At 33.7% G+C, this 23,655-nt stretch carries 22 protein-coding genes and 1 riboswitch; of the genes, 14 read left to right on the top strand and 8 right to left on the bottom strand.

Features of this window, described 5'->3' with window-relative positions; translation table 11 throughout:
- Positions 1-160: 160 nt before the first annotated feature.
- From N4A68_11135 to pflA, 4 genes are all read left to right on the top strand, one after another.
- Entirely contained in the window at positions 161-826 is a 666-nt protein-coding gene (locus N4A68_11135) for a DUF4397 domain-containing protein (protein MCT4564849.1), read from the top strand.
- Between the two features lie 202 nt (positions 827-1,028).
- Positions 1,029-3,164 (top strand): DNA helicase RecQ, encoded by a 2,136-nt coding sequence (recQ, locus tag N4A68_11130; protein ID MCT4564848.1) that lies wholly within the window; start codon positions 1,029-1,031, stop codon positions 3,162-3,164.
- A 163-nt stretch (positions 3,165-3,327) separates the two neighbouring features.
- A riboswitch (ZMP/ZTP riboswitch) is annotated at positions 3,328-3,408 on the top strand.
- 73 nt (positions 3,409-3,481) lie between these two features.
- On the top strand, positions 3,482-5,707 hold the full coding sequence (pflB, locus tag N4A68_11125) for a formate C-acetyltransferase (protein MCT4564847.1): 2,226 nt from the start codon (positions 3,482-3,484) through the stop codon (positions 5,705-5,707).
- Positions 5,708-5,774: 67 nt separating this feature from the next.
- Complete coding sequence (pflA, locus tag N4A68_11120) at positions 5,775-6,479, top strand: pyruvate formate-lyase-activating protein (protein MCT4564846.1); 705 nt, start codon at positions 5,775-5,777, stop codon at positions 6,477-6,479.
- Positions 6,480-6,662: 183 nt separating this feature from the next.
- On the opposite strand, the gene N4A68_11115 is transcribed toward pflA, so the two are convergent.
- Positions 6,663-6,854 carry a hypothetical protein gene (locus tag N4A68_11115; GenBank protein MCT4564845.1) on the bottom strand — a complete coding sequence of 64 codons (192 nt, stop codon included), beginning with the start codon at positions 6,852-6,854 and terminating at the stop codon, positions 6,663-6,665.
- 524 nt (positions 6,855-7,378) lie between these two features.
- On the opposite strand from N4A68_11115, the gene N4A68_11110 reads away from it, so the two are divergent.
- The 10 genes from N4A68_11110 to N4A68_11065 all read left to right on the top strand — a co-directional run bounded on the left by N4A68_11110 (position 7,379) and on the right by N4A68_11065 (position 16,695).
- Entirely contained in the window at positions 7,379-7,867 is a 489-nt protein-coding gene (locus tag N4A68_11110; GenBank protein MCT4564844.1) for a methyl-accepting chemotaxis protein, read from the top strand.
- A gap of 168 nt (positions 7,868-8,035) precedes the next feature.
- Positions 8,036-9,235 carry an MFS transporter gene (locus N4A68_11105; protein MCT4564843.1) on the top strand — a complete coding sequence of 400 codons (1,200 nt, stop codon included), beginning with the start codon at positions 8,036-8,038 and terminating at the stop codon, positions 9,233-9,235.
- Between the two features lie 60 nt (positions 9,236-9,295).
- Complete coding sequence (locus tag N4A68_11100) at positions 9,296-10,351, top strand: M20/M25/M40 family metallo-hydrolase (protein ID MCT4564842.1); 1,056 nt, start codon at positions 9,296-9,298, stop codon at positions 10,349-10,351.
- Positions 10,352-10,375: 24 nt separating this feature from the next.
- Positions 10,376-11,149, top strand: coding sequence for a threonine/serine exporter family protein (locus tag N4A68_11095; protein ID MCT4564841.1), 774 nt, complete (start codon positions 10,376-10,378; stop codon positions 11,147-11,149).
- Complete coding sequence (locus N4A68_11090; GenBank protein ID MCT4564840.1) at positions 11,149-11,580, top strand: threonine/serine exporter family protein; 432 nt, start codon at positions 11,149-11,151, stop codon at positions 11,578-11,580. Before N4A68_11095 ends, N4A68_11090 begins: the two co-directional genes overlap by 1 nt.
- Before the next feature lie 190 nt (positions 11,581-11,770).
- Positions 11,771-12,298 carry a sigma-70 family RNA polymerase sigma factor gene (locus tag N4A68_11085; protein MCT4564839.1) on the top strand — a complete coding sequence of 176 codons (528 nt, stop codon included), beginning with the start codon at positions 11,771-11,773 and terminating at the stop codon, positions 12,296-12,298.
- Positions 12,285-13,586 carry a DUF4179 domain-containing protein gene (locus N4A68_11080; protein MCT4564838.1) on the top strand — a complete coding sequence of 434 codons (1,302 nt, stop codon included), beginning with the start codon at positions 12,285-12,287 and terminating at the stop codon, positions 13,584-13,586. Before N4A68_11085 ends, N4A68_11080 begins: the two co-directional genes overlap by 14 nt.
- A gap of 159 nt (positions 13,587-13,745) precedes the next feature.
- Positions 13,746-15,368 carry an amidohydrolase gene (locus N4A68_11075; protein MCT4564837.1) on the top strand — a complete coding sequence of 541 codons (1,623 nt, stop codon included), beginning with the start codon at positions 13,746-13,748 and terminating at the stop codon, positions 15,366-15,368.
- Positions 15,369-15,539: 171 nt separating this feature from the next.
- A complete protein-coding gene (locus tag N4A68_11070; GenBank protein ID MCT4564836.1) occupies positions 15,540-15,923 on the top strand; it encodes a YbjN domain-containing protein in 384 nt (127 codons plus the stop codon).
- 97 nt (positions 15,924-16,020) lie between these two features.
- The gene (locus N4A68_11065; GenBank protein ID MCT4564835.1) at positions 16,021-16,695 is read left to right on the top strand and encodes a PspA/IM30 family protein; all 675 of its coding nucleotides are present in this window, start codon (positions 16,021-16,023) and stop codon (positions 16,693-16,695) included.
- Positions 16,696-16,834: 139 nt separating this feature from the next.
- Here N4A68_11065 and N4A68_11060 read toward each other — a convergent pair whose 3' ends face one another.
- The 7 genes from N4A68_11060 to N4A68_11030 all read right to left on the bottom strand — a co-directional run bounded on the left by N4A68_11060 (position 16,835) and on the right by N4A68_11030 (position 23,503).
- Positions 16,835-18,385 (bottom strand): polyamine aminopropyltransferase, encoded by a 1,551-nt coding sequence (locus N4A68_11060; protein ID MCT4564834.1) that lies wholly within the window; start codon positions 18,383-18,385, stop codon positions 16,835-16,837.
- A 36-nt stretch (positions 18,386-18,421) separates the two neighbouring features.
- The gene (locus N4A68_11055) at positions 18,422-18,616 is read right to left on the bottom strand and encodes a DUF350 domain-containing protein (protein MCT4564833.1); all 195 of its coding nucleotides are present in this window, start codon (positions 18,614-18,616) and stop codon (positions 18,422-18,424) included.
- Positions 18,617-18,641: 25 nt separating this feature from the next.
- Complete coding sequence (locus tag N4A68_11050; protein MCT4564832.1) at positions 18,642-18,848, bottom strand: DUF350 domain-containing protein; 207 nt, start codon at positions 18,846-18,848, stop codon at positions 18,642-18,644.
- A gap of 30 nt (positions 18,849-18,878) precedes the next feature.
- Entirely contained in the window at positions 18,879-19,559 is a 681-nt protein-coding gene (locus N4A68_11045) for a hypothetical protein (protein ID MCT4564831.1), read from the bottom strand.
- Positions 19,560-19,600: 41 nt separating this feature from the next.
- Positions 19,601-20,122 (bottom strand): DUF4178 domain-containing protein, encoded by a 522-nt coding sequence (locus N4A68_11040; protein MCT4564830.1) that lies wholly within the window; start codon positions 20,120-20,122, stop codon positions 19,601-19,603.
- Between the two features lie 239 nt (positions 20,123-20,361).
- Positions 20,362-22,362, bottom strand: a complete 2,001-nt coding sequence (locus N4A68_11035) for a methyl-accepting chemotaxis protein (protein ID MCT4564829.1) — start codon at positions 22,360-22,362, stop codon at positions 20,362-20,364.
- Between the two features lie 199 nt (positions 22,363-22,561).
- Positions 22,562-23,503, bottom strand: a complete 942-nt coding sequence (locus tag N4A68_11030; protein ID MCT4564828.1) for a stalk domain-containing protein — start codon at positions 23,501-23,503, stop codon at positions 22,562-22,564.
- Between the last annotated feature and the right edge of the window lie 152 nt (positions 23,504-23,655).

The raw sequence follows: 23,655 nt of genomic DNA, 5'->3' as shown, positions 1-23,655 counted from the left end.
AAACCAATTTAATAATATTTTAATCAACAGCTTATAAATGAACTACTCTGAAGAATGTTTAAATAATCTTCAGAGTAGTTTTATATATTCAATTCATGCACAAATACAAAGCTCCTTCATATCATGATAGTAGTTAGCGATTGAAAGGAGAAATGAAGATATGCAATATTATCCATACCCATATCCATATATGCTACCAATCAGTCCTAGAGGATGGTATAGAAGAACAACACCTACACAAAAATCCTTTATTAGGTTATTCCATGCTTCACCTAATGCACCGGCGGTAGACGTATATGCAAATGGAAACCTTATTGCTGAGAATCTTGCTTATAAGGACATTACACCCTATTTATCCGTTGACCCAGGCAAATATAATATTAAGATTTTCCCAGCGGGCGAGACTACAGACCCAGTTTTAGATGGAGATTTATATATTCCAGAAGGAACAGCCTTTAATGTGGGAGTTGTTGGAGAACTGCCTAATATAAGTCTATATCCTATTCCAGAACCCTATACTGCACAAAGCTTTGGTAGACCTTGTATAAGATTTGTACACCTTTCACCGAATGCTCCAGCTGTTGATATAACATTATCCGATGGTAGAAAGGTATTTAGCAATATTAGCTATAAGGATATAACAGACTATGCTTGTGTTCCTCCAGGAACATATACTTTTGAGGTTCGTCTAGCCGGAACCGATGACGTAGTCCTAACGGTTCCCAATGTTCAATTAAATCCAAACAATTATTATACTATCTATGCAGCTGGATTGGCAGGAGGAGCCCCAAGCCTAGAAGCTTTAGTTGTTCCAGAGCCAAGGTAATACAAAACCAGATGATTAAGGTAAATGATCATCTGGTTTTTCTGCAATCTTTGCTCCCCCAGAGGTTTACCCCTAATAAATCTTAATAAACATATATACCAGTAGAGTAGCTTTTATTTTGTCCAAGCTATATCCATTTAATTAGTTATCTATAAATGATATACTATTATTAATAGAATCTATAAAAAGGGAGTATATCTGAATGCTTGAAAATGCAAAAAAAATACTAAAAAAATATTATGGATATGATAGTTTTAGAAGGGGACAGGAGAAGATAATAGATAGTATCTTAAGGGGTAAAGATACCTTTGCTATAATGCCCACTGGGGCTGGTAAATCTATATGTTACCAGATTCCCAGTCTTTTACTTGAAGGACTTACCCTTGTAATTTCTCCACTCATTTCTCTTATGAAGGATCAAGTAGATGGACTGAAAAACATAGGAATGCCAGCTACTTTCATAAATAGTTCTATAGGTTTCAGCGAGGTTCAAGATAGAATCAATAAAGCCAGAAATGGTGAAATAAAACTTTTGTATATTGCCCCGGAGAGATTAGAAGCAGAGGGCTTTAGACAGATGCTAAACTTTTTAGACATTTCTCTAGTGGCTGTGGACGAAGCCCATTGTGTATCCCAATGGGGACATGATTTTAGGACAAGCTATAGGTGCATCCCAGGCTTTATAAATGAACTCAATAGTAGACCCATTGTCTCTGCATTTACAGCTACTGCCACGGAAGGCGTAAAGAAGGATGTCATAGAGCTTCTGGCTTTAAGCAATCCCAATGTTTATGTAACCGGCTTCAATCGTGAGAATCTGTATTTTGCTGTGGAAAGGGGAGTAAACAAAAAGGATTTTATAATCAATTATATAGAAAATAATAGAGAAGAAGTAGGTATTATATATGCTGCTACTAGAAAAGAGGTAGAGAGCTTATATGAAATCATTAGCAGGCAAGGTTATAAAGTAGGAAAATATCATGCAGGAATGAGCGTTATAGATAGAAAACAAAGTCAAGATCAATTTATATATGATGATGTAAATATTATTGTTGCCACAAACGCCTTTGGAATGGGCATAGACAAATCAAATGTAAGATATGTAATCCATAATAACATTCCTAAAAGTATGGAAGCATATTATCAAGAAGCCGGTCGTGGAGGCAGGGACGGAGAACCAAGTGAATGTATTTTGCTATATGCTCCCCAGGATATACTACTTCAAAAGTATATGATAGAACAAAGCATAGTATCCGAGGTTAGGCAGAAAAACGAGTATAAAAAGTTGCAAACTGTAGTGGATTATTGTCATACATCTAAATGTTTAAGGAAGTATATATTAGAATATTTTGGTGAGGAACATATTGATGATGAATGCGGAAATTGCAGTACCTGTAAAGATGACAGTGAGCTTACGGATATCACAATAGAAGCCCAAAAGATATTTTCTTGCATTTATCGAATGAAAGAGCGTTTTGGGACAACTTTAGTTGCCCAGGTGCTTAGGGGTTCTAAGAATAAAAGGGTGAGAGAGTTTGGATTTGACAGCTTATCTACCTATGGAATTATGAAGGAGTATAGGGAAAAGGAGATAAAGGACATTATAAATGTATTGATTGCTGAAGGATATATAGGACTTACACAGGATCAATATCCAGTCGTTAAGCTGAAAAATAAGGCGGTATCAGTTTTGAAAGGAAATGAAAAAGTATTTCAAAGGATTCAGAAGAAAAAGGAAAAAGCTGTGGAAGACGACTCTCTATTTGAAGTGCTTAGAGGGCTACGAAAGGATATCTCAAATAGGGACAATGTACCACCATATATTGTTTTCTCAGATAGCACACTGCGTGAAATGAGTAAATATTATCCCCAAGATCATACTTCTATGCTTGGAATAAAGGGTGTAGGAGAATCAAAACTGGAAAAATACGGCGATGAGTTTTTAAATGTTATTGGTGAATATATAAAAGAACATGGTATACAGATGAAGGAATCAACGGACAATATAGAGCAGAAGGAAAAATCTAAAGAAGAAAAGGTACCTAGTCATATCATAACCTTTAATATGTATAGTGAGGGTAAATCACTTAAGGATATTGCTAAGGAGAGGGAAATAAAGCAGTTAACTATAAATAATCATATTATAAGATGTGCTGATGAAGGGTTAGAGGTGGATTTAGATGAGTTTATTCCATCCCACCAGGAATCCCTTATTTTAGATACTATTCAAGCAGTGGGAAGTGAGAGATTAAAGCCTATAAAGGAAGAACTTCCTGAGGAAATAGATTATTTAGCAATCAAAGCGGTAATTTGTAAGTATAAAAATAGGATTTCTTAAAAGAAGTAACATTTCACTTAAAAACCTCCTTGGTAAACTAAACAAAGGAGGTTTTTAAGTATGCTATATTAATTTTTCATAGGAATTCTATACAATAATATTGACAAAAAGCTTCATGGTTGTTATTATAATAATACAATTAAAAGATAATATATACATTTAAAATCGATCACATGACTGGCGGAAGTGGAATTAACCACATGGAGTGTGATTTGAAGATATGCCGACCGCCTGGGCGATAAGTTCAGGGGGTCTATTTATTTTTTGTAAAGCCTCTGGACTATATACTTATTTAGTCGAGGAGGTTTTTTTATATGTTGAAAAAGGAATGGGTAGGATTTAATGGGGGAACTTGGACAAAGGATATAAATGTAAGGGAATTTATTATTAAGAATCATACTGCCTATGAAGGTAATGAAAACTTTTTAGAAGGTACCACTGATAGAACAAAAAAGTTATGGGACGTATGCAATGAGCTTCTTGCAAAGGAGCTTGAAAAAGGAGTATTGGATATTGACCAGGTGAATATTTCTGGTATTGATAATTTTAAACCGGGATACATAGATAAAGAAAATGAAGTGATATTTGGACTGCAGACGGATGAACCATTGAAAAGAATGATCAATCCCTTTGGTGGTATAAGGATGGCAGAGTCTGCCCTAAGATCCTATGGATATGAATTAGATGAAAAAATGAAAGTTATTTTTAATGAATATAGAAAAACCCATAATCAAGGGGTGTTCGATGTATATACCGATGAAATGAAAAAAGCAAGAAGTGCAGGGTTATTGACTGGTCTTCCCGATGCCTATGGAAGGGGTAGAGTAATAGGGGACTATAGAAGGATAGCTTTATATGGGATAGATTTCTTATTACAGGAGAAACAAAAGGACTTTAAAAACTTAACTGGCCCTATGAATGAAAAACTGATTAGAATCAGAGAAGAATTAACAGATCAAATAAGGGCACTAAAGGAAATGAAAGAAATGGCTAATTCCTACGGTATTGATATATCTAAACCCGCCGAAAATGCTAGAGAGGCTGTTCAGTTTTTATATTTTGGATATCTAGCAGGCATCAAGGAAAATAATGGTGCAGCTATGTCACTGGGAAGAACAAGTACCTTTATTGATATATATATTGAAAGGGATTTAAAAAATGGAATACTAACTGAAATAGAAGCCCAGGAGATAATCGATCAATTTGTCATAAAGCTTAGAATGGCAAGACATTTAAGAACTCCAGAATACAATGAATTGTTTGCTGGAGATCCAAACTGGATTACTGAGGTCATAGGTGGTATGACAATAACTGGCGATACCCTTGTAACTAAGAATTCATTTAGATTTTTACACACACTGAGTAACCTAGGGCCAGCACCGGAGCCAAACATGACTGTATTATGGTCAGAGAAGCTTCCAGGGGCCTTTAAAAGATATTGTTCTAAAATGTCTATAATAAGTGATTCAATTCAATATGAAAATGACGATATCATGAGACCAGTCTATGGAGATGATTATGGTATAGCATGCTGTGTTTCTGCAATGGCATTAGGAAAACAGATGCAGTTTTTCGGAGCAAGATGTAATATAGCTAAGGCCCTTTTATATGCCATAAACGGAGGGATAGACGAGATAACAGGAGCATTAGTAGTACCTGGAATCGAAAAAATTGAGGATGATCAGTTGTGCTACGATAAGGTAAGAAAAAACTACTACAGGGTTTTAGAATATGTGGCAGAGCTTTATGTAAATACAATGAACATAATACATTACATGCACGATAAATACGCATACGAGTCTTCTTTCATGGCCCTTCATGATACAGAGGTCGATAGGATAATGGCATTTGGAGTGGCAGGATTATCCGTGGCATGTGATTCATTAAGTGCAATTAAATACGCTAAAATAAAGGCAATTAGAGAAAATGGCATAGCTGTAGATTTTGAGATAGAAGGAGACTTCCCTCAATATGGAAATGATGACGATAGAGCTGATGATATAGCCGTAGAATTGTTAAGAACATTTATGAATGAACTCCAAAAGCATGAATCCTATAGAAAAGCTCATAAAACTTTATCAGTACTAACCATTACTTCTAATGTGGTTTATGGTAAGAAAACAGGAACAACACCTGATGGAAGAAGGAGAGGGGAAGCATTTTCACCTGGAGCTAATCCTATGCACGGTAGAGATAAAAGTGGTGCATTAGCTTCTTTGAACTCAGTTGCCAAGATTCCTTATCGTTCAGTGTGTGAGGACGGTGTTTCAAATACATTTTCCATTGTACCCGAAGCATTGGGTAAGGATGAAGAGATAAGAATAAGTAATCTTGTTACTATTTTGGACGGCTATTTTGCACAGGGAGCCCATCATTTGAATGTAAATGTTATGAATAGAGAAATCCTAATTGATGCAATGGAAAACCCACAAAAATATCCTACGTTGACCATAAGGGTTTCAGGCTATGCCGTTAACTTTAACAGGCTTACAAGGGAGCAGCAGTTGGAAGTTATAAAAAGAACCTTCCATGAAGCAGTATAGAAAAGAAAGTGAAGGTCAGTAAGGTTGAAATCTAGTGTCTTTAATATTTGGAGGATGATGTGATATGATGGGGAAAATTCATTCAATTGAGACCATGGGACTTATGGATGGACCGGGAGTCAGATTTGTGGTGTTTTTTCAAGGCTGTAAACTTAGGTGTGGATATTGCCACAATCCAGATACATGGAATCCTAATGATGGAGAAGAAATGAGCCCTGATGAGCTTTTGAAGAAGGCACTGAGGTTTAAGCCATACTTTAAAAATTCCGGTGGAGGAATCACATGCTCTGGAGGAGATCCCTTGATGCAGCCTAAATTTTTAATAGAATTTCTTAAAATGTGTAAGGAAAATGGATTGCATACGGCCTTAGATACAGCAGGCTTTGGAATGGGACAATACGAAGAGATATTGAGGTATACGGATTTAGTTATCTTGGATATAAAGCATGTGGATAAAAGGGGTTATAAAGAACTGACGGGAGGAAATATTGAGGAGTTTTGGAGCTTTGCTAAGTCCTTAAAGGAATCTAATGTAAAGCTATGGATAAGACATGTGGTGGTACCGGGAATCACCGATGGTGAAGACCATATGCACAAGCTAAAAAACATAATAGATGAGTTTCATAATGTAGAAAGGGTTGAGCTTCTTCCCTATCATACCCTTGGTGTAAACAAATATGAAGCAATGGGTATACCCTATAAATTCAATAGCATAAATCCAATGTGCAAGGAGAAAACAAAAAAAATTGAAGAAATACTAAGAACTGCATAATATTTAATAGGGGTAACGGGATTTTTGCCAATTGAGTAATATCCATAGGTTATGAACCATTTTAGTATTTAGAATTAATGACAAAAGAGGATTTATATGGCATAGCCAATATAAATCCTCTTAGTTTGTTTCAAGATTAAGCTGTGGAAAAGAAAAATACTCCTCAGCTATTTTTGTTTTTTGCTATTCTTGATAGGTTGAAAGTGTAGTAGTGGCAGTTTGCATTGCTTTATTTACTGCATCTAGTGTACTTTGAATCTTTTGTCTGTTTTCCTGTTTTTCCACTGTATTTAATGCTTGATTCAGATCACTAACACAGGTCTGAAGTTGAGTACAAACATCTTGAACGTTTTGTCTTGCATTTTTACCTTGCATATTCTATACCTCCATATTGCTCTAAATTTGATTTATGGCTTTATTATTTGCAAAAGCAAATGAAAAATACATATGAAAGGAAAAAAATTTTTTTAGAAGGATATACATAAATTGACATAAGCTAACAACATGTTAAAATTATATTATAATGAAAAAATTTTTATGGGGGAATATTTATGAATATTGATTATGTACATGAAGAAGTATTAGATTCTTTAAAGAAGTTCATTCCGTATATACAAAGTTTGTTTGATGACGATATTGTTGTGGGGTTAACAAATCTGGAAGAATATATAGAATATGCAGATAATGAAAATGTTCCTTTAGAAATACATGTTGGAATGCCTATAAAAGAGGGTAGTGCCATAGATACTGCTTTAAAGCAACGCAAAGCCGTATCTAGTATTATTCCCAAGGAAGTATTTGGGATTCCAATAAAAGCAGTGGGTATTCCTATTAAGGATGAAAATGGACAAATAGTTGGAGCAATGAGTTCCGCAAGAAGTCTAAAAAGACAAGCTGAAATGAGTGATGTAGCTCAAAATTTATCCTGTGCATTACAGCAAATTTCTGCTAGTATTCAAGAAATATCTACGGGGGTTCAGGAGGTTGTTCAATCCAATGCCAAGGTTCTAGAAAGTGTTGCAGAAACTAGTATAGAAGCTAAAAAGACCGATGAAATAGTTAAATTTATTAATGGGGTGGCAACGGATACAAACCTTTTGGGATTAAATGCAGCTATTGAAGCAGCCCGTGCAGGTGAGAGTGGGAGAGGCTTTGCAGTAGTTGCTGAGGAGATTCGTAAGCTGTCAGTATCTAGCAGTACATCTATAAATGAAATCAATAGTATATTAAAGAAAATAAAGAATGCTGTTGAATATATGCAGAAGAATATAACAGAAACGGATATTGTTTTCCAAGGACAGGCTGCAGCCCTTGAAGAAATCACTGCATCTATACAGGAAATAAACTCCACTGCACTTATGCTTGAGGAATTATCTAAAAAATTATAATTTTACTTAGAAAAAACAGCACCTTTTATAAAAAATCAGAAGATGCTGTTTTTTATTGTCCAATATGGCATGGGTTACAATTTCCTAAACATTTAATGAACAATTTTGGCTTAGCTATGATATTATTATTTGGAGATAAAAAATAATGAAAGAGAAGGTATGAAGATTATGGAGCGATGGAAAATAAATCTATATACACTTTGGGTTACACAGATTATATCATTAACCAGCTTTGGGCTAGGTCTTCCCTTTATACCCTTTTATATTCAAGAAATGGGAGTGACTGATCCTGATCAAATAAAGCTTTTTACTGGTATATTGAGTACTGCACCGGCAGTAACCATGGGTCTAATGTCTCCTATCTGGGGAAGACTGGCTGATAAGTGGGGGAGAAAGCTTATGATACTTAGAGCCATGTTGTTTGCTTCTGTAATAATTGGGGGAATGGGTATTGTTGCAAATGTTTGGCAATTGGTACTTTTAAGAGGATTTCAGGGACTATTTACAGGGACTATAACCGCAGCAACTGCCTTTGTTGCGGCCAATACACCTAAAAATAGATTATCCTATGCCCTTGGATTTATGTCTTCTTCAACCTTTATAGGATACTCAATTGGACCCCTTATTGGGGGAATATTTGCAGAAACATTTGGATACCGTTTTAGCTTTTTTGCAGGAGGAGGACTTATGATTGTAGGATTTTTCCTGGTGTTATTTTTATTAGTTGAGGATAAATCAACCATAGGTGGAAAACAAGAGGATGCTGAGGCTGATAAAGACAAGGTCAAGCTTTTTACACCATTAATTTTATACTTATTGTTGGTTCTATTTTTACATCGTGTTACAAGAACAGTGTTTTCACCATATATACCTCTTTTTATTCAATCGAGTCTAGATAGTACAGAAGGGGCAGCAAAGCTGACGGGAATAATAAATGGAGTAGCGGGATTAGCAACAGCATTGGCTGGGCTTACAATAAGTCGTTTAGGAGATAGACTCAGTAAGCTTAAGCTGGCTACTATTTTAATCTTTATAAGTTTTTGTATCTCTTTAACCCTTAGATATGCAAATTCACTATATATTTTTATTGGGCTATATGGCATTCTTTTTTTCTTCCTCGGAGGTATCGAACCCATTATTACCTCAACAACTGCTGAAAAAACACCTTCGGAAAGAAGAGGTGAACTTTTTGGTTATCAAGGTCTTGTGGGAGGCTTAGGCTGGATGATTTCTCCTATGATGGGGGCCTATGTGTCGGTTAATTACAGCACAAAGAGTATATTATCTTTAATGCCAATTTTTATATTTATGATATTCATTGTTCTTCTTAAGTTGAATAGATCAAAACCTAAATCTTGTGATGAATAAGTTATATAATTATGTAAATTATGATACTATATAATTAATCAATTTACGGGGGGTATAAATATGAGAAAAGAATCAAAACAATTCTTAGAGGAATTATTAGTGACACCATCTCCATCGGGAGATGAAGTAGGGATACAGAAGATATGGATGAAGTATGTAAAGGACTTTGCCCATAGGGTTGAAACGGATATGGTAGGAAATGCCATAGCATCGGTTAATTCCCACAAGCCCTTTAAGGTTATGCTGGCGGGACATTGTGATGAAATAGCCTTTATGGTTAATTATATCGATGATAATGGATACTTGTATCTTGCAAAGTCAGGTGGTATTAGCCCAAAGCTTGCACTTGGTATGAGAGTAAGAGTGTTAGGAAAAAAGGGAGATATAAAGGGTGTAATAGGTGTCAAGGCGGAGCATCAGGGGGGAGCTAAGGATGAAATCAAGCTCGAAGATATTTATGTAGATTGTGGTGGGAAGGATAGGAAAGATATACAAAAATACATAACAATAGGTGATTATGTTATCTATGATCAAGATTACGAATACATGCTAAATGATAATTTAGCTGGAAGAGGTCTAGACAATAGAACAGGAGCATTTATCGTAGCAGAGGTTTTAAGAAAAGTAGCAGAAAAAGACCCAGATATTGCTGTTTATGCAGTTAGCACAGTTAATGAAGAAACAAATATGGGGGGAGCATATTTTGTGGGAAGCAATATAGAACCTACCATGGCAATAGCCTGTGACGTTTCCTTTGCAACTGACTATCCAGAGGTGGACAACAGAAAGCATGGAGATATTAAACTGGGAGAAGGGCCTATACTTTCTAAGGGATCACCAATTAATAAAAAGATTAATATGCTGATTGAAAAGGCATCAAAGGAGAATAATATACCTTTACAATATGAATTAACTCCAAGATTAACAGGAACAGATGCTGACAAGATCAGATTTAGTGGAAAAGGAGTACCCGTAGCCTTGGTATCCTTACCATTGAGATATATGCATTCGCCTTCTGAGGTGGTAAGTTTAATAGATATTGAAAATGAAATAGAATTACTAGCTTCAACTATCCTTAGCTTAAAGGGAGATGAAAGCTTAAAGCCATTAGAGTAGATGCTAAGAAAAGGAGCTACTAAAATGACTCAAGATGAGAAAAAATCAATTTTACGGATTGCCCTTTATGCGGGGGAAATATTGCTGAAAAATGGAGCAGAGACCTATAGAACAGAGGATACTATAAATATAATATGCAGGGCAAAGGGATTAAAGCATGTAAACTCCTTTGTGACTCCAACGGGCATATTTGTTTCTGATGACAGGCTTGATGGAATAAGCTTTATAAAAAGGATAAAGAGAAGGACAATAAATCTTAGTAAAATTTCCCAGGTCAATAATTTTGCAAGAAAATTTGTAGAAATAGATATGGGTGAAAAAGAAGCTGTATTAGAGCTTAGAAGAATAGAAAAAGCAGGTAAATATAGTAAGAATGCTAGAACCTTCTTTACAGGTCTTGCAGCTGCATTTTTTTCACTTTTGTTTGGAGCAGGGATAAGGGATTTTATGGCGGCTTTCTTGATTTCAATTATTGCTATCAAGTTAAATTGGAAAATAGAGAAGATGAGTAATGCCAGCTTTCTTGCCAATGCCACCAGTGGAGCCTTGATTGCCATATTGACACTTCTTTCAAAAAGTATTGGTTTTGGGGAAAGTATAGATATGATCATAGTAGGGGCTATTATGCCCTTGGTTCCAGGGGTTGCTTTAACCAATGGACTTAGGGATTTCATATCAGGAGATTTAATTGCAGGGACTTCCAGAGTAGCTGAGGCCATTTTGATAGCAATATCCATTGCCGTTGGAGTTGGTACTATCCTTAAGTTGTGGATGCATTTATTTGGAGGTGTATTCTAATGGCATATTATAAGGATTTCATTTTTTCCTTTATATCCACCGTTGGGTTTTCTGTTTTATTCAATGTTCCTAAGAAATCCATATTTTATGCAGGTTTAACAGGAGGAATTGGATGGACATTATATATATATATTAAGGAACTGACTATGTCTTCTACCTTTTCAATTTTTATTGCATCGACTTTTGTTGGAATCTTGGGAGAAATATTTGCTAGGATAGATAAAAAACCTGTTACTACATTTGTTATACCAGGAATCGTTCCCTTAGTACCGGGTTATACAATATATCTATCAATGGCAAGTCTTGCAAATCAAGATTTTAATATCGCTGCTAAGTTCGGCACAGAGGCTGTATTTACCAGTGGCGCCATATCCGTGGGTATAATAATTGTAACTTCCTTTGCCAAAATAATGAAGAAAAAAAGAACATAAGATATATGAAAAAAATAATAAAAGGGACGAGTAAGATGACTAGTTTATTTTTGAAGCTCCCTAGTATATAAATATAGTAATGACCGATTTTTGATATAAATATCAATAATCGGTCTTAAAATTATTTTTGAAAATAAAATGAACCTTTTTCACATTAGATCACTCTTATATATGAAAGTGGGGTGGGGATATGGATATCGAGAAGCTAATAAAAAAAGCCAAAAAAGGTGATAAAGATGCATTGGTACAGCTTATTATGGAAAAAAAACACGATTATTATAAATTGGCCTATACGTATATGAGAAATAAGGAGGATGCTTTAGACGCCTTAGAAGATATGATTGTGATTATATATGAAAATATACACAAACTAAAAAAAGAAGAAGCATTTTATAGCTGGAGTAGAACTATCTTAGTAAATCGATGTAGAAATCTTTTGGTCAAGAATAAGAAAATAATTAGCTTAGAGGTTGTTGAAGACAAAGGTGAGGAAGGAGGCTTTAAGCAGAAGGAAGAAAGACTTATGCTGGATAAACATTTATCTAGACTCAACAAAAAACATCAAGAGGTTTTAAAACTAAGATATTTTTTAGACCTGGACTATCGAAGCATTAGTGATATGCTCAAGATACCTGTAGGCACGGTAAAATCTCGAATTTCCATAGGACTTAAAAAATTAAAAGAAAGCTTTGGAGGTGAGGGGTATGAAGGAAGTTGAAAAGATGTTATATGAAGAAAAATTAGAAATAGATAAAATTAAGGCTCCAGAAGAATTAGAGCTTAGACTCAAAGCCGCACTTGAAAATAAAGGGATGAAAAATCCTAAAAAAAGGACTTGGAGATTGAGGGCTGTAGCTGTAATCATGGCTATTTTACTTATTGGATATAATTTTGATACCCTAGCTTTTTATACTAAGAGACTTATTGGCTATGATGGGGTTATGAATGGAACTTTAAAGCAGCTTAATGAATTAGGAAAAGGTCAAGTTATAGAGAAAAGCTATACCTTTGGAAATGGTGTGAAAGTTACATTAGATGGTATAATGTTGGATGATAATAGGCTGATAGCCTTCTATACAGTTAAAGATACCCATGGTAAAATTGATAGTATGGATTTTTCAAATGGGTATTTTAAAGGTATGAAAGAATACAGAATGCATGGTTCTCAGGGACTGATAAGTGATGATGAAACGGAGGTTCATTATATTTCAGATTTTGCAACTCCAAAGTTTTTTGAAAAACAATTGGAATTTAGATTTGGTATATGGAAGAAAAATGAAAGAAAAGAGGGAAGTATTAAGTTTACTTTGGATAGAAGTAAGGCCATGGGACATACCTTGAAAAAAAGTATTAATAAAAGTGTTAAGGTGGATGAATCAAAAATTCGATTTAAATCTATTTCCGCTTCTCCAACGGGGACTTCTATAAAAGGATATATTCAAAATATAATAGAGCTTGCTAAGGAACAAATAAAAGGTGAAGGGTTTAGACATGATAATTTAGAGATACAGCTCATTGCCAATGGAAAAGAAGTGGCTAGTCAAGGTAGTAGTATGAGTACCGACATGAAGGGGACTAAATTTCAATTTGACTATGATGCCTTACCAAGGGATTTAGAAAAGCTTCAAATTAAGCTTGTGAGTTCTTCGTCAGATCATGATGCTGATCAGAAGGTTTATCTAAATAAGGATTTTCATGATAAGTCTATAAATGTCTTAGGACAAAGGGTAGAGTTTAACAATATATATGAATCAAATGGGGACACATATATAACCATTACTACAGATGAAAGCACCATTCTCACTAGGGTATATTTAATAATGGATGGGAAAGCTGTAGAGCTAAAGGAAACTATAAATGATGATCATATCAAAATAAATAATGCAGCAATTAAACATACTAGAACCATGCATTTTACTGGTAAGGGTGAAAAAATGGAATTGGATATTCAGAGAATAACATATAAGAAAGTATATAATAAAGTTATTGATATTGATATAGATTAGAAGTAAAAGCATTCAGTAGAGTTTTAAATTTTTTATAAATAATAAGGGATAAGAGATATTATTTATAGTTTAATTGCTTATACAAGGGAATAGGTATAAAATAAAATCAGATAAAGTTTTATCTGATTTTATTTTATTTATAGGAGTAGGTGAATTGAAATGAACTATATTCTATTTAATGGCAAAGTAGTCACGATGAATAAAGATATTCCTCAGGTTTCGGCAGTAGGGATAAAGGATAATAAAATTGAAGCTGTTGGAACAGACGAAGCTATACTTGGTATGAAAAATTCGGAAACCAAGTTGATAGATTTAAAGGGTAAGCTTGTGCTGCCAGGATTTAATGATAGTCACATGCATTTATTAAACTTTGGTTATACCCTAACAAAAGCCGATCTTATAGAGGCTAAATCTATTAAGAATATGATTGAAATAGGTAAAAAATATCTTGATGATAAGAAAATATCATCTGGAAAATGGATTTTAGGAAGGGGCTGGAATCAGGATTGTTTTGATGATGGACAACTTCCTACAAGGCATGATTTAGATAAAATATCAACTGAGCATCCTATTTTATTCACAAGGGCATGTGGGCATATAGGGGTGGCAAATACAAGGGCTTTGATGGAAGCCGATATATATGATCATATTCCTTCCATTGAAGGTGGAAAAATAGATAGGGATTATTGTGGTAAAGCCTCCGGAATTTTAAGGGAAAAAGCTTTGGAATTCATATCTAGAAAGATACCTAATCCAACATTAAAGGAAATAAAGGATATGATACTGAAAGCTTCAGAATATGCTTCAAGTATGGGAATCACCTCCGTTGGAACAGATGATTTTTCTGCTCTTCCCCAAAATGATCCCGAGCTGGTTATTAAGGCATTTACGGAGCTTAATAAAGAAGGTAATCTTAATCTTAGAATTAATGAACAGTGTTTAATTCATGACGTCAATTATTTAAAGGAATTCATAAAAAAAGGGTATAATACGGGTTGGACAAATGGACACTTTAAGATTGGCCCATTAAAGCTTTTAACAGATGGATCTTTAGGTGCGAGAACAGCATTTATGAAGGATGAATATGTGGATTGTCCTGGGAACTTTGGAATCCCCTACTTTGCTCAGGAGGAATTGGATGCTTTAATTGATACTGCCCATAAAAATAATATGCAAATTGCGACTCATTGTATTGGTGACGGTGCATTGGAAATGGTATTCAATTCAATGGAAAAGGCATATAAGAAGTGGGGGATAAAGAATCTAAGACATGGAATAGTTCATTGTCAAATCATGGATAAACATCTACTTGAAAGATTTAAGAAGCTCAATATGGGAGCCTATGTTCAGCCTATATTCATTGATTATGACCATAAAATAGTTGAAAAAAGAGTTGGAAGGTCAAAAACGGAAACAAGTTACAATTTTAAGACACTTATGGATATGGGGGTTCATGTATCCGGGGGGAGTGATTGTCCTGTAGAGCCCTGTGATGTTCTTCCCAATATATATTGTGCAGTTACAAGAAAGGGACTTGATGGATTACCGGAAAATGGATTTTTACCTGCTCAAAGGGTTTCAGTACATGAGGCCGTAGAGATGTTTACAAAGGAAGGAAGCTATATTACCTTTGAAGAAGAAATAAAGGGGCAGATACAAAAAGGTATGGTTGCTGATATGATAATACTCGATAAAGATATCTTTGATATTCCTTTAGGTGAAATAAAGGATGTACAGGTAAAAATGACAATATTTGATGGGGAAATAGTATTTTCAAGATAATGATGGACGACGAAATAACAATTGATATATCAAAAACTCTCTATAAGTGGTGAAGTAAATTATTATTGTAATTTCACTATATTAACATATATAATATATTTATCAGTATATATACAATGAAATCTGTGAAGTAGTAAAGATATAAAGTTGAATTTGAGAAGGGGGATATGAATGGAATCTAAACAAAAAATAGAAAACTATATGTTAGATATGAACTTAAGGTTTGAAGAAATCGATGAAAATACATGGATGATTGAGGATGATATAGCACATATTGATAATATAATAGTAAAACTTTTAGATCCTATTGTTATATTTAGAGTAAAGGTAATGGATCTACCCAAAGAGAAAAAACAAGAGTTCTATAAGAAGCTATTGGAATTAAATGCAAATGATTTGGTTCATGGAGCCTATGCTATTGAAGGGGATAGTATAGTACTTGTTGATACATTGCAATCACAAAATCTTGATATGAATGAATTCCAATCGACTGTTGAGAGTCTAGGATTGGCCCTAATGCAGCACTATGATATATTGGTTCAATATGCAAGTTAGGGTGACATGAAGATACAAGCTAATCATCTCGGCTGTTATTAAATTCATTATTATCCCAAATTTTCAGACTATATAATTTTATGAGGAGGTATATATTATGGGTATTTTTGATCGTTTAGGAACTGTAATAAAATCAAATGTCAATGATCTAATATCGAAGGCTGAAGATCCTGAGAAAATGTTAAATCAATTAATTATTGATATGAATGAACAATATAAAAAAGCAAAGGTTGAGGTCGCATCTGCTATAGCCGATGAAAAGAGGTTGAAAAGAGCCCTAGATGAACAAGAAGCCAAGGCCGCGGATTGGACAAAAAAAGCGGAATTAGCTGTTTCAAAGGGAGACGACAAGCTTGCAATTGCAGCCCTTAATCGGAAAAAAGAGATCGATGAATTAGTTGCCCAATATCGAGTTCAATGGGAAGGTCAAAAAAGTGCAACCGATAAGCTTAAAGCCAGCTTAAGGGATCTAAGTAATAAGATTGAAGAAGCAAAACGTAAAAAGGGCCTTTTAGTGGCGAGGACAAAAAGAGCAGAGGCACAAAAATCTATTCAAAAAACAATGTCTGGATTAAATGATAATAGCGTATTTGATACCTTTAGTCGTATGAGTGAGAAGGTTGATGCTATTGAAAGTCAAGCTGTAGCTGAGGCAGAGCTAAACGACTTCATGGATGGAGATGATCTAGATGATCAGTTCAAGGAATTAGAGCAGCAAGATGCCGGTGTAATGGATGAGTTAGCCGCATTAAAGGCTAAGCTTGGTAAATAATGTAGTTAAAAAATAAGACTGTGGGCTTAGGAATATACCTATAGTCTTATTTTTTATCCTTTGATACCTAAATTATAATATAGTCCCCTTCAATCTATCTCCTACATTTCCTATGATAGAAACTGGCATTAGTAAGTATTTAATATGTAGTCCAAGCTTTTTGGTAGTATTGGATTAGAACGGGATTGGTTAAACTGTTAATTTTCACTTTATCCTTTGATGTATTTTCATCCTTAGCAAAATAGAATATTCCCTTAGCTATTTCCCTATTAAGATATTGGGTAGGTATAGTGATATTTATATCTTCCTTTGAAAAACTTTTATTTGATGCAAGGGTGAAGCCCCAGTCACCGAAGGAAGGAATATTTAAATGATATCCCGATGTGAAAAATCCTTCTGATTCAACGGTTTTTCTAATACACCAATAGGCTTCATTAGCAAAATAAGGGCTAGTAGATTGAATTGATACCATGCCACCTTCAGTCATGTGATTGTATATTAGTCTATAAAATAAATTTGAATACAATTTATTTAAGGATTCATTATTGGGATCCGGAAGATCTACGATAATGACATCAAATTTTTTTTTAGTATTTTCAAGATACTTATAGGCATCTTGATTGATTATACTAACTTTTTTGTTTTTAAGGGAATTTTTATTTAAAGCCTTTATTAGGGGTTGAGTACTACAAAAAGAAGTCATTGCAGGATCTAAATCCACAAGTGTAATATTATCAACCCCATTGTATTTAAGGATTTCCCTTATGGCAAGACCGTCTCCGCCACCTAGAACAAGTATATCTTCATGTTTTGAAGCAAGTGACATTGCAGGATGTACTAAGGCTTCATGATATCTATATTCATCGAGGGAGCTAAATTGAATATTGCCATTAAGGAACAAACGAAGATCATCACGATGCTTTGTAACAACTATTTTTTGATATTTAGTTTGTTCTCTATATATTATTTTATCTCGATAAAAGCTATCTTCAATGGTTTTAGCAGCATGATCCCCTAAAATAAATCCAAAAATTATTATTAGGGCAAATACTAAGGCACAGAACTTCATAGGTTTTAGATTCTTAATTAAGTGTTTATATTTATAGATGATTAGGTTTGCAACACCAATATTAATAAATCCGATAAAGAAGGAAGTCCTAATTTCTCCAAGCTGTGGCAAAAGTATTAGGGGAAAGGCTAATGACCCTAGTAATGCTCCGATATAATCAAAACTCAAAACATTGGCAATAGTAAGTCTTAGGTTGTTTTCCTTTTCTTCAATAATTCTAGTAATAATAGGGATTTCTAAACCAACTAGTATACCTATAGTAATAATGGTAAAGTACATAACAAAATAATAAAAGTCTGTAAACCCATATGCACCAAAAAGCATTATGGCAGACAAACCCCCTACTAGTCCAATGATTAATTCAATGGTAACAAATACATCAAAAAGATTTCGTTTGAAGTATTTTGTCAGATAGGAACCAATACCCATGGCACTCATAAAAAGACCTATTGTAATAGAATATTGTTTAACACTATCACCTAATAAATATGAACTGATCGCTCCGATGATCAGTTCATATATAATACCACAAATAGCAATTACAAATATAGCAAATAGTAAAGGTCCTGCATTAATCTGTTCACCATTAGAATGATTATTGTAATTTTCATTTTTTGTCATATGTGACCTCCGTACTATAATGTAAAGATTTTAAACTTATAGAATTGCAGCACTAACAACTATAGCTACCCCTATAAATATCCCTGCCACAGATAAACCAGCTGCAACATTATGATCATCTATTTCTTTATTGAGATCAAAGGGAGTTATAATATCAAAGACTTTATAACCTATGGCACAAAAAACCATACCAATTACAAAATATATTATTGTTGAAACAATAGGATTCATAAGATATAACCTCCTTCAGTATTTTTTAAGAAATGGCCGCTTTAATAATAATTGATGTAGCGATAAATATACCTGCAATAACCGCACCTATAGCAGGATTTTTTTCTTTAATTTCTTCCGCAAAATTATAGGGTGTTATTATGTCGAAGAATTTATAGCCTACAAACATTAGTATTAACGCTAGTATTGCATAAACAATTGTTTCGATAATTGGATTTGAAAGTATATCCATGTGATAATCTCCTTTCCATATTGTAAAAATTTATTTTCCAAAGCTTGTGCCACCACCTAGGCTGCTCCTTGATCCAGAACTTCCTTTACGAATTGAGCCTGAAGTAGTACTTATCTTTGGTTTAGTACTAGTGGTTCTTATTTTAGATGAATCATTACTGTTGGTTTTTATTTTGGATGAAGAATTTTTATCCGTTGTAATTTTACTGCTGTTTGAAGACTTTGATACTGGTGTTTGTTTATAATATCCTCCGCCATAACGGTTACTGTCAGTATTAGAGTATCTTCTTGACCTATAGGATCTATCATAGAATACTATAATATTTCTTCTGTAGGGCCTGTATAGACCATAGTAACCATTCCTATGGATAAACTTTCGAGAAGAAGTTTGCACGTATGTTTGTAAATCCTCTCCCTTGTATACTAAGATATAATAGTCATCATATGTAATCTGTATAGATTCTTCATTGGTTAAATCCGTATAGGACTCTGGCCTTTTTTCTTTGATGATATATCTTGCAGTATTAGGCACATCCATATCGGTTTTGTAGATATTTGCCCTTTCAGAGCGGCTGTATTTACCTGTTATACTAGTGGAATAGGTGAATTTTGAGTCGTGATCTATTTTCTTTGCTATTGAGGGCGATGGTAATATTACTAATATAGCCAGAATAACGATAATGGAAATAATTATAACTTTTTTCTTTTCCATTGATTTTACCCCCTTTCTACATTAAGTTAAAATAAAAAAATTTATGAACCAGGATATATTTCAATATTATAGGCTTCTATCCATCTGCCGATGCTCATTTCTACCTCGCCATCCCATATTTCAATGGATAGGAGATTTTCATCGTCCTCATCGGTGTATTCATAATAATCCACTTGTTCTCCTTTTACTGCGTTAATTTTCCCTTCAATATCTTCCACAATTGCATCACTGCCTTCTTGCATATAATATTTAATACCCTTATATTCATATACTTTAGTAGGCTCAGTAGTAATTGCTACAACTTCTTGATACATACTTATTTCAATATCGTCATCCTCTTCAACACTTAACCAGTAGGTCTTTCTAGAGTCCTTTATCTTGTATTCAATCCATTTCCAACCGTGGTCATTAAACTTTAGGATTCCTTGAACCTCGTAATCAACGTCCTCAATATTAATAATATCCCCAACACGCATATTCATAACATTTCTTTCTTCTACAGGGACTACATCAGCATTTTTATTTGCTTCAAAGACTTTCTTTAGCCTATCAAATATACCCATAAACATCAACTCCTTAGTGGGACTTATAAAAAATATAGAAATATGACTACTTTGTATATTTTATCATATTGAGAATAGATATAAAAGTTTTTAGGACTCAAAAAAGAATGGCATCATATAATTAAATGATTAAATGTAGATAAATGACATCTTATCTGTATTTATAAAACCACACCATGAAACCCAAATAAGCTTTAGCTTCATGATGTGGTTCTTTTACACTTAAATTGCTATAATTTTTATATATTGAATTTAGCCACTGATTCTTTAAGTTCATCCGATAAATTTGATAACAGCTTACTTTTTTGTGTCATCTCTTCTACTGAAGCAAATATTTCTTCTGTTGAAGCGGCAGTTTCCTCAGTACTTGCAGTGTTTTCTTGGGAGATAGCTGCAAGATTTTGAATTAGATCTAGTACTTTATTTCTACTAATTTCTATTTTATCACTTAATTTAGATACATTATCAATTTTTTTGATAGTAAATCTAATTTCATTAGAAATATCATCATATTTATTTTTTGTTTCTGTAACGCTGTTCAGTTGATTGTTTGTTGTTATATTAACCTCTTTTCCTGTTTGTTTTGCAATTTCTACATTATTTATTAGTTCTTCTAGAATTATATCAATTTCATTTGTTGATTGTGCAGATTGTTCAGCCAATGTTCTTATTTCTTGTGCTACTACTGCAAAGCCTTTTCCGAATTCGCCAGCTCTAGCTGCTTCAATTGCTGCATTTAATGCAAGTAAATTAGTTTGTTCTGAAATGCTAGCAATCAATTTACTTGCTTCTCCAATCTTTTGAACACTATCACTAGTGTTATGAATAACATCTATAATTTTGCTAATTATTTTACTGTTTTCATCTGTATTTTCAGTTAACACCTGAATAACATCAAGACCTTCAGAAGTTAATTGGCCAATTTTAATAGATGTATCAGACAATTCGCTTATATTCTTAGTATTACTGTCAATAACTTCGCCCAGGTCTATCATATTATTATTTACATTTTGCGTATCCCCGGCTTGAGTTATTGCCCCTTCAGAAATCTGATTGATAATGTTTGAAACATCTTCTGTGGTTGTGGCAACATCGTTTAAGTTTTCATCTAAAATATTTGCTGCTACATTGACATTATTAGATATTTCAGATATGTTTTCCACTATCTGTGTTAGACTTTGATGCATTATATTTAATGTATTTGTTAGTACACCGATTTCATCCTTTGATTTCACTTGCATCGGTTGAACTTTTAAATTTCCATTGGCAATTTCATTTGCAAAATCCACAACGATTTTGATGGGATTTACAATACCCTTAGAAAAAACAAATGTGAGTGACAATATGACCAGTAATACAATTACTGATATAGTAACAATTGTTGCAATCATTTTATTAATAGAACCATATGCAGCAGACACTTCAGCAACTGCTATGATTGACCAATCAACACCTTCATTCACTCCAAATTCAGAAATATCTGCATATCCAGCAATAACCTTTTCACCCTTGTAATCCGTATAGTTAACAAATCCTGTGGAATCACCAGCAAGTGCTTTATTGATTTCATCATTAATTTCTGCATCAGGTAAGATATCAAATTGTTTTACACCCTTTTCTTGTGTATGAATGATATTGTTGCTAGCATTCACTAAATATGCTGATTTGTCACCTATTAGATAATCATTTACTTCATTTATTTTCTTAATCATTGGTTCTAAATCAACTTCTCCTACAAGAATACCAATAACTTTTATATTGCTATTATCTGTAATAGGAGTGTATATGTTCATAATTGTACTGTCTTCTTTTATGTATGGCTCACCAACAAATATATTCCCTTGTTCAGCGTTCTTTGCTTCATTTAAGAATAATGATTCTGTATCTCTATTAATAATTCCTTTTGAAGTAGATGTAAGTAAAGATTCACTATTCCTATAGAAATGTAGTTCTTTAAAAGAATTGTCTTCTTTTATGAGTTCTTCAAGATAGTTTTTTATATCATTTGGATTAAGGCTTTCAAATACATCTGCTTGCGACATCATCTTTATTTTTTGTATGTTCTGTTCAATATTAGAATTAATAGATTCAGCAGAATTGCTTACTAATAGAACCACTTCTCTTTCTAGTGTTCTTTTAAACAGATTAATGTTGTAAAAATATACTGTTCCCAAAATCAATACTACAAGAATGATAATCGATGTAAACTGAAATAATAGCAGTTTTTTTCCTAATTTCATATTTGGCCCCCAATTTTCATATTATTTTCAATAAAAAATGCAAGTTGTTATTGTAATAATATATCAAAAATTATCGAAATTCAACTCTTGTGAATTGCTTTCAACTGATTTTTTAAGAACGTAAAATTGTAGAAAATATATAAAATCCGATAAATTTTGTATATTTTGATCTATAAGTGCGTTCTATATATAAGACTAACTATCTGTAGAAATCATGTAAGCCTATTCTTTTATAAAAGGTTCTGTTTTTAATAATCCAAGTATTGGTTGATTTTGCTGGATTAAGAAAATATTCACAATCGCCAATGTTATTAGTACCTTCCAATACCATTTTAGCTGCTTTTATACTCTCAGCTGAAGGGGCGTTGTGAATAGTTCCATTTAGTACTGGGGTATACTGATATCCATAATTGGTATCAAAAATTACTTCCTTCACTGTGTTTGGGAAATCAAGGCTGTTTTTTCTATTTATTACCACATTACCAACGGCTAGCTTACCTTCAAAGGGTTCACCCTGGGACTCGGCATTAATAATCCTAGATAACCAATATAGGTCTTCATCATAGGAACTATTGGCATCAATTAAAACCGTAGAAGTATTGCTATCCCAGTTTACTGTACAATTAAAAGCTTCAGAAATCAAACGCACAGGTACATAGGTTCGTCCTTCATATATACTTATAGGGGCGTCCAGTTTAATATCCCTTCCATTTATATTTGCTATGTCCCGGCCCAAAGTCAGGGTTATAGTTTTATTGCCATCTATTAATATGGCAGTTTTGCTGGGTTCATCCCATATGATCTTATCAACACTTAGGGCCTCAGCTATAAAACGGATTGGGACAAAGGTACGGTTATTTTCTATGTAGGGATATTGAGCAGTTTGAAGAACCGTATTATCAATTTTGATAGTTATATTTGGCTCAATGGGTTTTATTTTAACCAAGCTACCTTCATAAATCATGTCATCTCTATCTTTGTTTAAATCTTTGAGTTCATTAGTACTGACGTCATATTTCTGTGATATATAAGAATAGGAATCGCCTGATTTAGCTGTATGCATTAAAAAAGAATTTGCATAGGAAGTAGTACTGGCCAGAAATGACGAGGCAATAAGCACTGAACATATTATTTTCTTCATAGTAATTCACTCCTTAACAATTTTACTGTATCATTTGGGATATATATTATCAATGCTAAATACTTGGATTTACTGGCTATAAGTAGCAATTCATGATATATAAGTGACGGGGACTCTTTCATAAAATGTTATTTTTATGTTAAAAATATGTA

This window comes from Maledivibacter sp. (genome assembly GCA_025210375.1).
In the GTDB taxonomy this organism is placed as follows: domain Bacteria; phylum Bacillota; class Clostridia; order Peptostreptococcales; family Caminicellaceae; genus JAOASB01.
The sequence above is the reverse complement of the archived record's forward strand: the minus strand, read 5'-3'. Positions and strand labels throughout refer to the sequence as shown.

What these genes read in the sequence shown, in the direction of transcription:
- N4A68_11135 (MCT4564849.1), top strand. Translation starts at nt 161, where the DNA reads ATGCAATATTATCCATACCCATATCCATATATGCTACCAATCAGTCCT.
- recQ (MCT4564848.1), top strand. Translation starts at nt 1,029, where the DNA reads ATGCTTGAAAATGCAAAAAAAATACTAAAAAAATATTATGGATATGAT.
- pflA (MCT4564846.1), top strand. Translation starts at nt 5,775, where the DNA reads ATGGGGAAAATTCATTCAATTGAGACCATGGGACTTATGGATGGACCG.
- N4A68_11115 (MCT4564845.1), bottom strand. Translation starts at nt 6,854, where the DNA reads ATGCAAGGTAAAAATGCAAGACAAAACGTTCAAGATGTTTGTACTCAA.
- N4A68_11110 (MCT4564844.1), top strand. Translation starts at nt 7,379, where the DNA reads ATGAGTGATGTAGCTCAAAATTTATCCTGTGCATTACAGCAAATTTCT.
- N4A68_11105 (MCT4564843.1), top strand. Translation starts at nt 8,036, where the DNA reads ATGGAGCGATGGAAAATAAATCTATATACACTTTGGGTTACACAGATT.
- N4A68_11100 (MCT4564842.1), top strand. Translation starts at nt 9,296, where the DNA reads ATGAGAAAAGAATCAAAACAATTCTTAGAGGAATTATTAGTGACACCA.
- N4A68_11095 (MCT4564841.1), top strand. Translation starts at nt 10,376, where the DNA reads ATGACTCAAGATGAGAAAAAATCAATTTTACGGATTGCCCTTTATGCG.
- N4A68_11090 (MCT4564840.1), top strand. Translation starts at nt 11,149, where the DNA reads ATGGCATATTATAAGGATTTCATTTTTTCCTTTATATCCACCGTTGGG.
- N4A68_11085 (MCT4564839.1), top strand. Translation starts at nt 11,771, where the DNA reads ATGGATATCGAGAAGCTAATAAAAAAAGCCAAAAAAGGTGATAAAGAT.
- N4A68_11080 (MCT4564838.1), top strand. Translation starts at nt 12,285, where the DNA reads ATGAAGGAAGTTGAAAAGATGTTATATGAAGAAAAATTAGAAATAGAT.
- N4A68_11075 (MCT4564837.1), top strand. Translation starts at nt 13,746, where the DNA reads ATGAACTATATTCTATTTAATGGCAAAGTAGTCACGATGAATAAAGAT.
- N4A68_11070 (MCT4564836.1), top strand. Translation starts at nt 15,540, where the DNA reads ATGGAATCTAAACAAAAAATAGAAAACTATATGTTAGATATGAACTTA.
- N4A68_11065 (MCT4564835.1), top strand. Translation starts at nt 16,021, where the DNA reads ATGGGTATTTTTGATCGTTTAGGAACTGTAATAAAATCAAATGTCAAT.
- N4A68_11060 (MCT4564834.1), bottom strand. Translation starts at nt 18,385, where the DNA reads ATGACAAAAAATGAAAATTACAATAATCATTCTAATGGTGAACAGATT.
- N4A68_11055 (MCT4564833.1), bottom strand. Translation starts at nt 18,616, where the DNA reads ATGAATCCTATTGTTTCAACAATAATATATTTTGTAATTGGTATGGTT.
- N4A68_11050 (MCT4564832.1), bottom strand. Translation starts at nt 18,848, where the DNA reads ATGGATATACTTTCAAATCCAATTATCGAAACAATTGTTTATGCAATA.
- N4A68_11045 (MCT4564831.1), bottom strand. Translation starts at nt 19,559, where the DNA reads ATGGAAAAGAAAAAAGTTATAATTATTTCCATTATCGTTATTCTGGCT.
- N4A68_11040 (MCT4564830.1), bottom strand. Translation starts at nt 20,122, where the DNA reads ATGGGTATATTTGATAGGCTAAAGAAAGTCTTTGAAGCAAATAAAAAT.
- N4A68_11035 (MCT4564829.1), bottom strand. Translation starts at nt 22,362, where the DNA reads ATGAAATTAGGAAAAAAACTGCTATTATTTCAGTTTACATCGATTATC.
- N4A68_11030 (MCT4564828.1), bottom strand. Translation starts at nt 23,503, where the DNA reads ATGAAGAAAATAATATGTTCAGTGCTTATTGCCTCGTCATTTCTGGCC.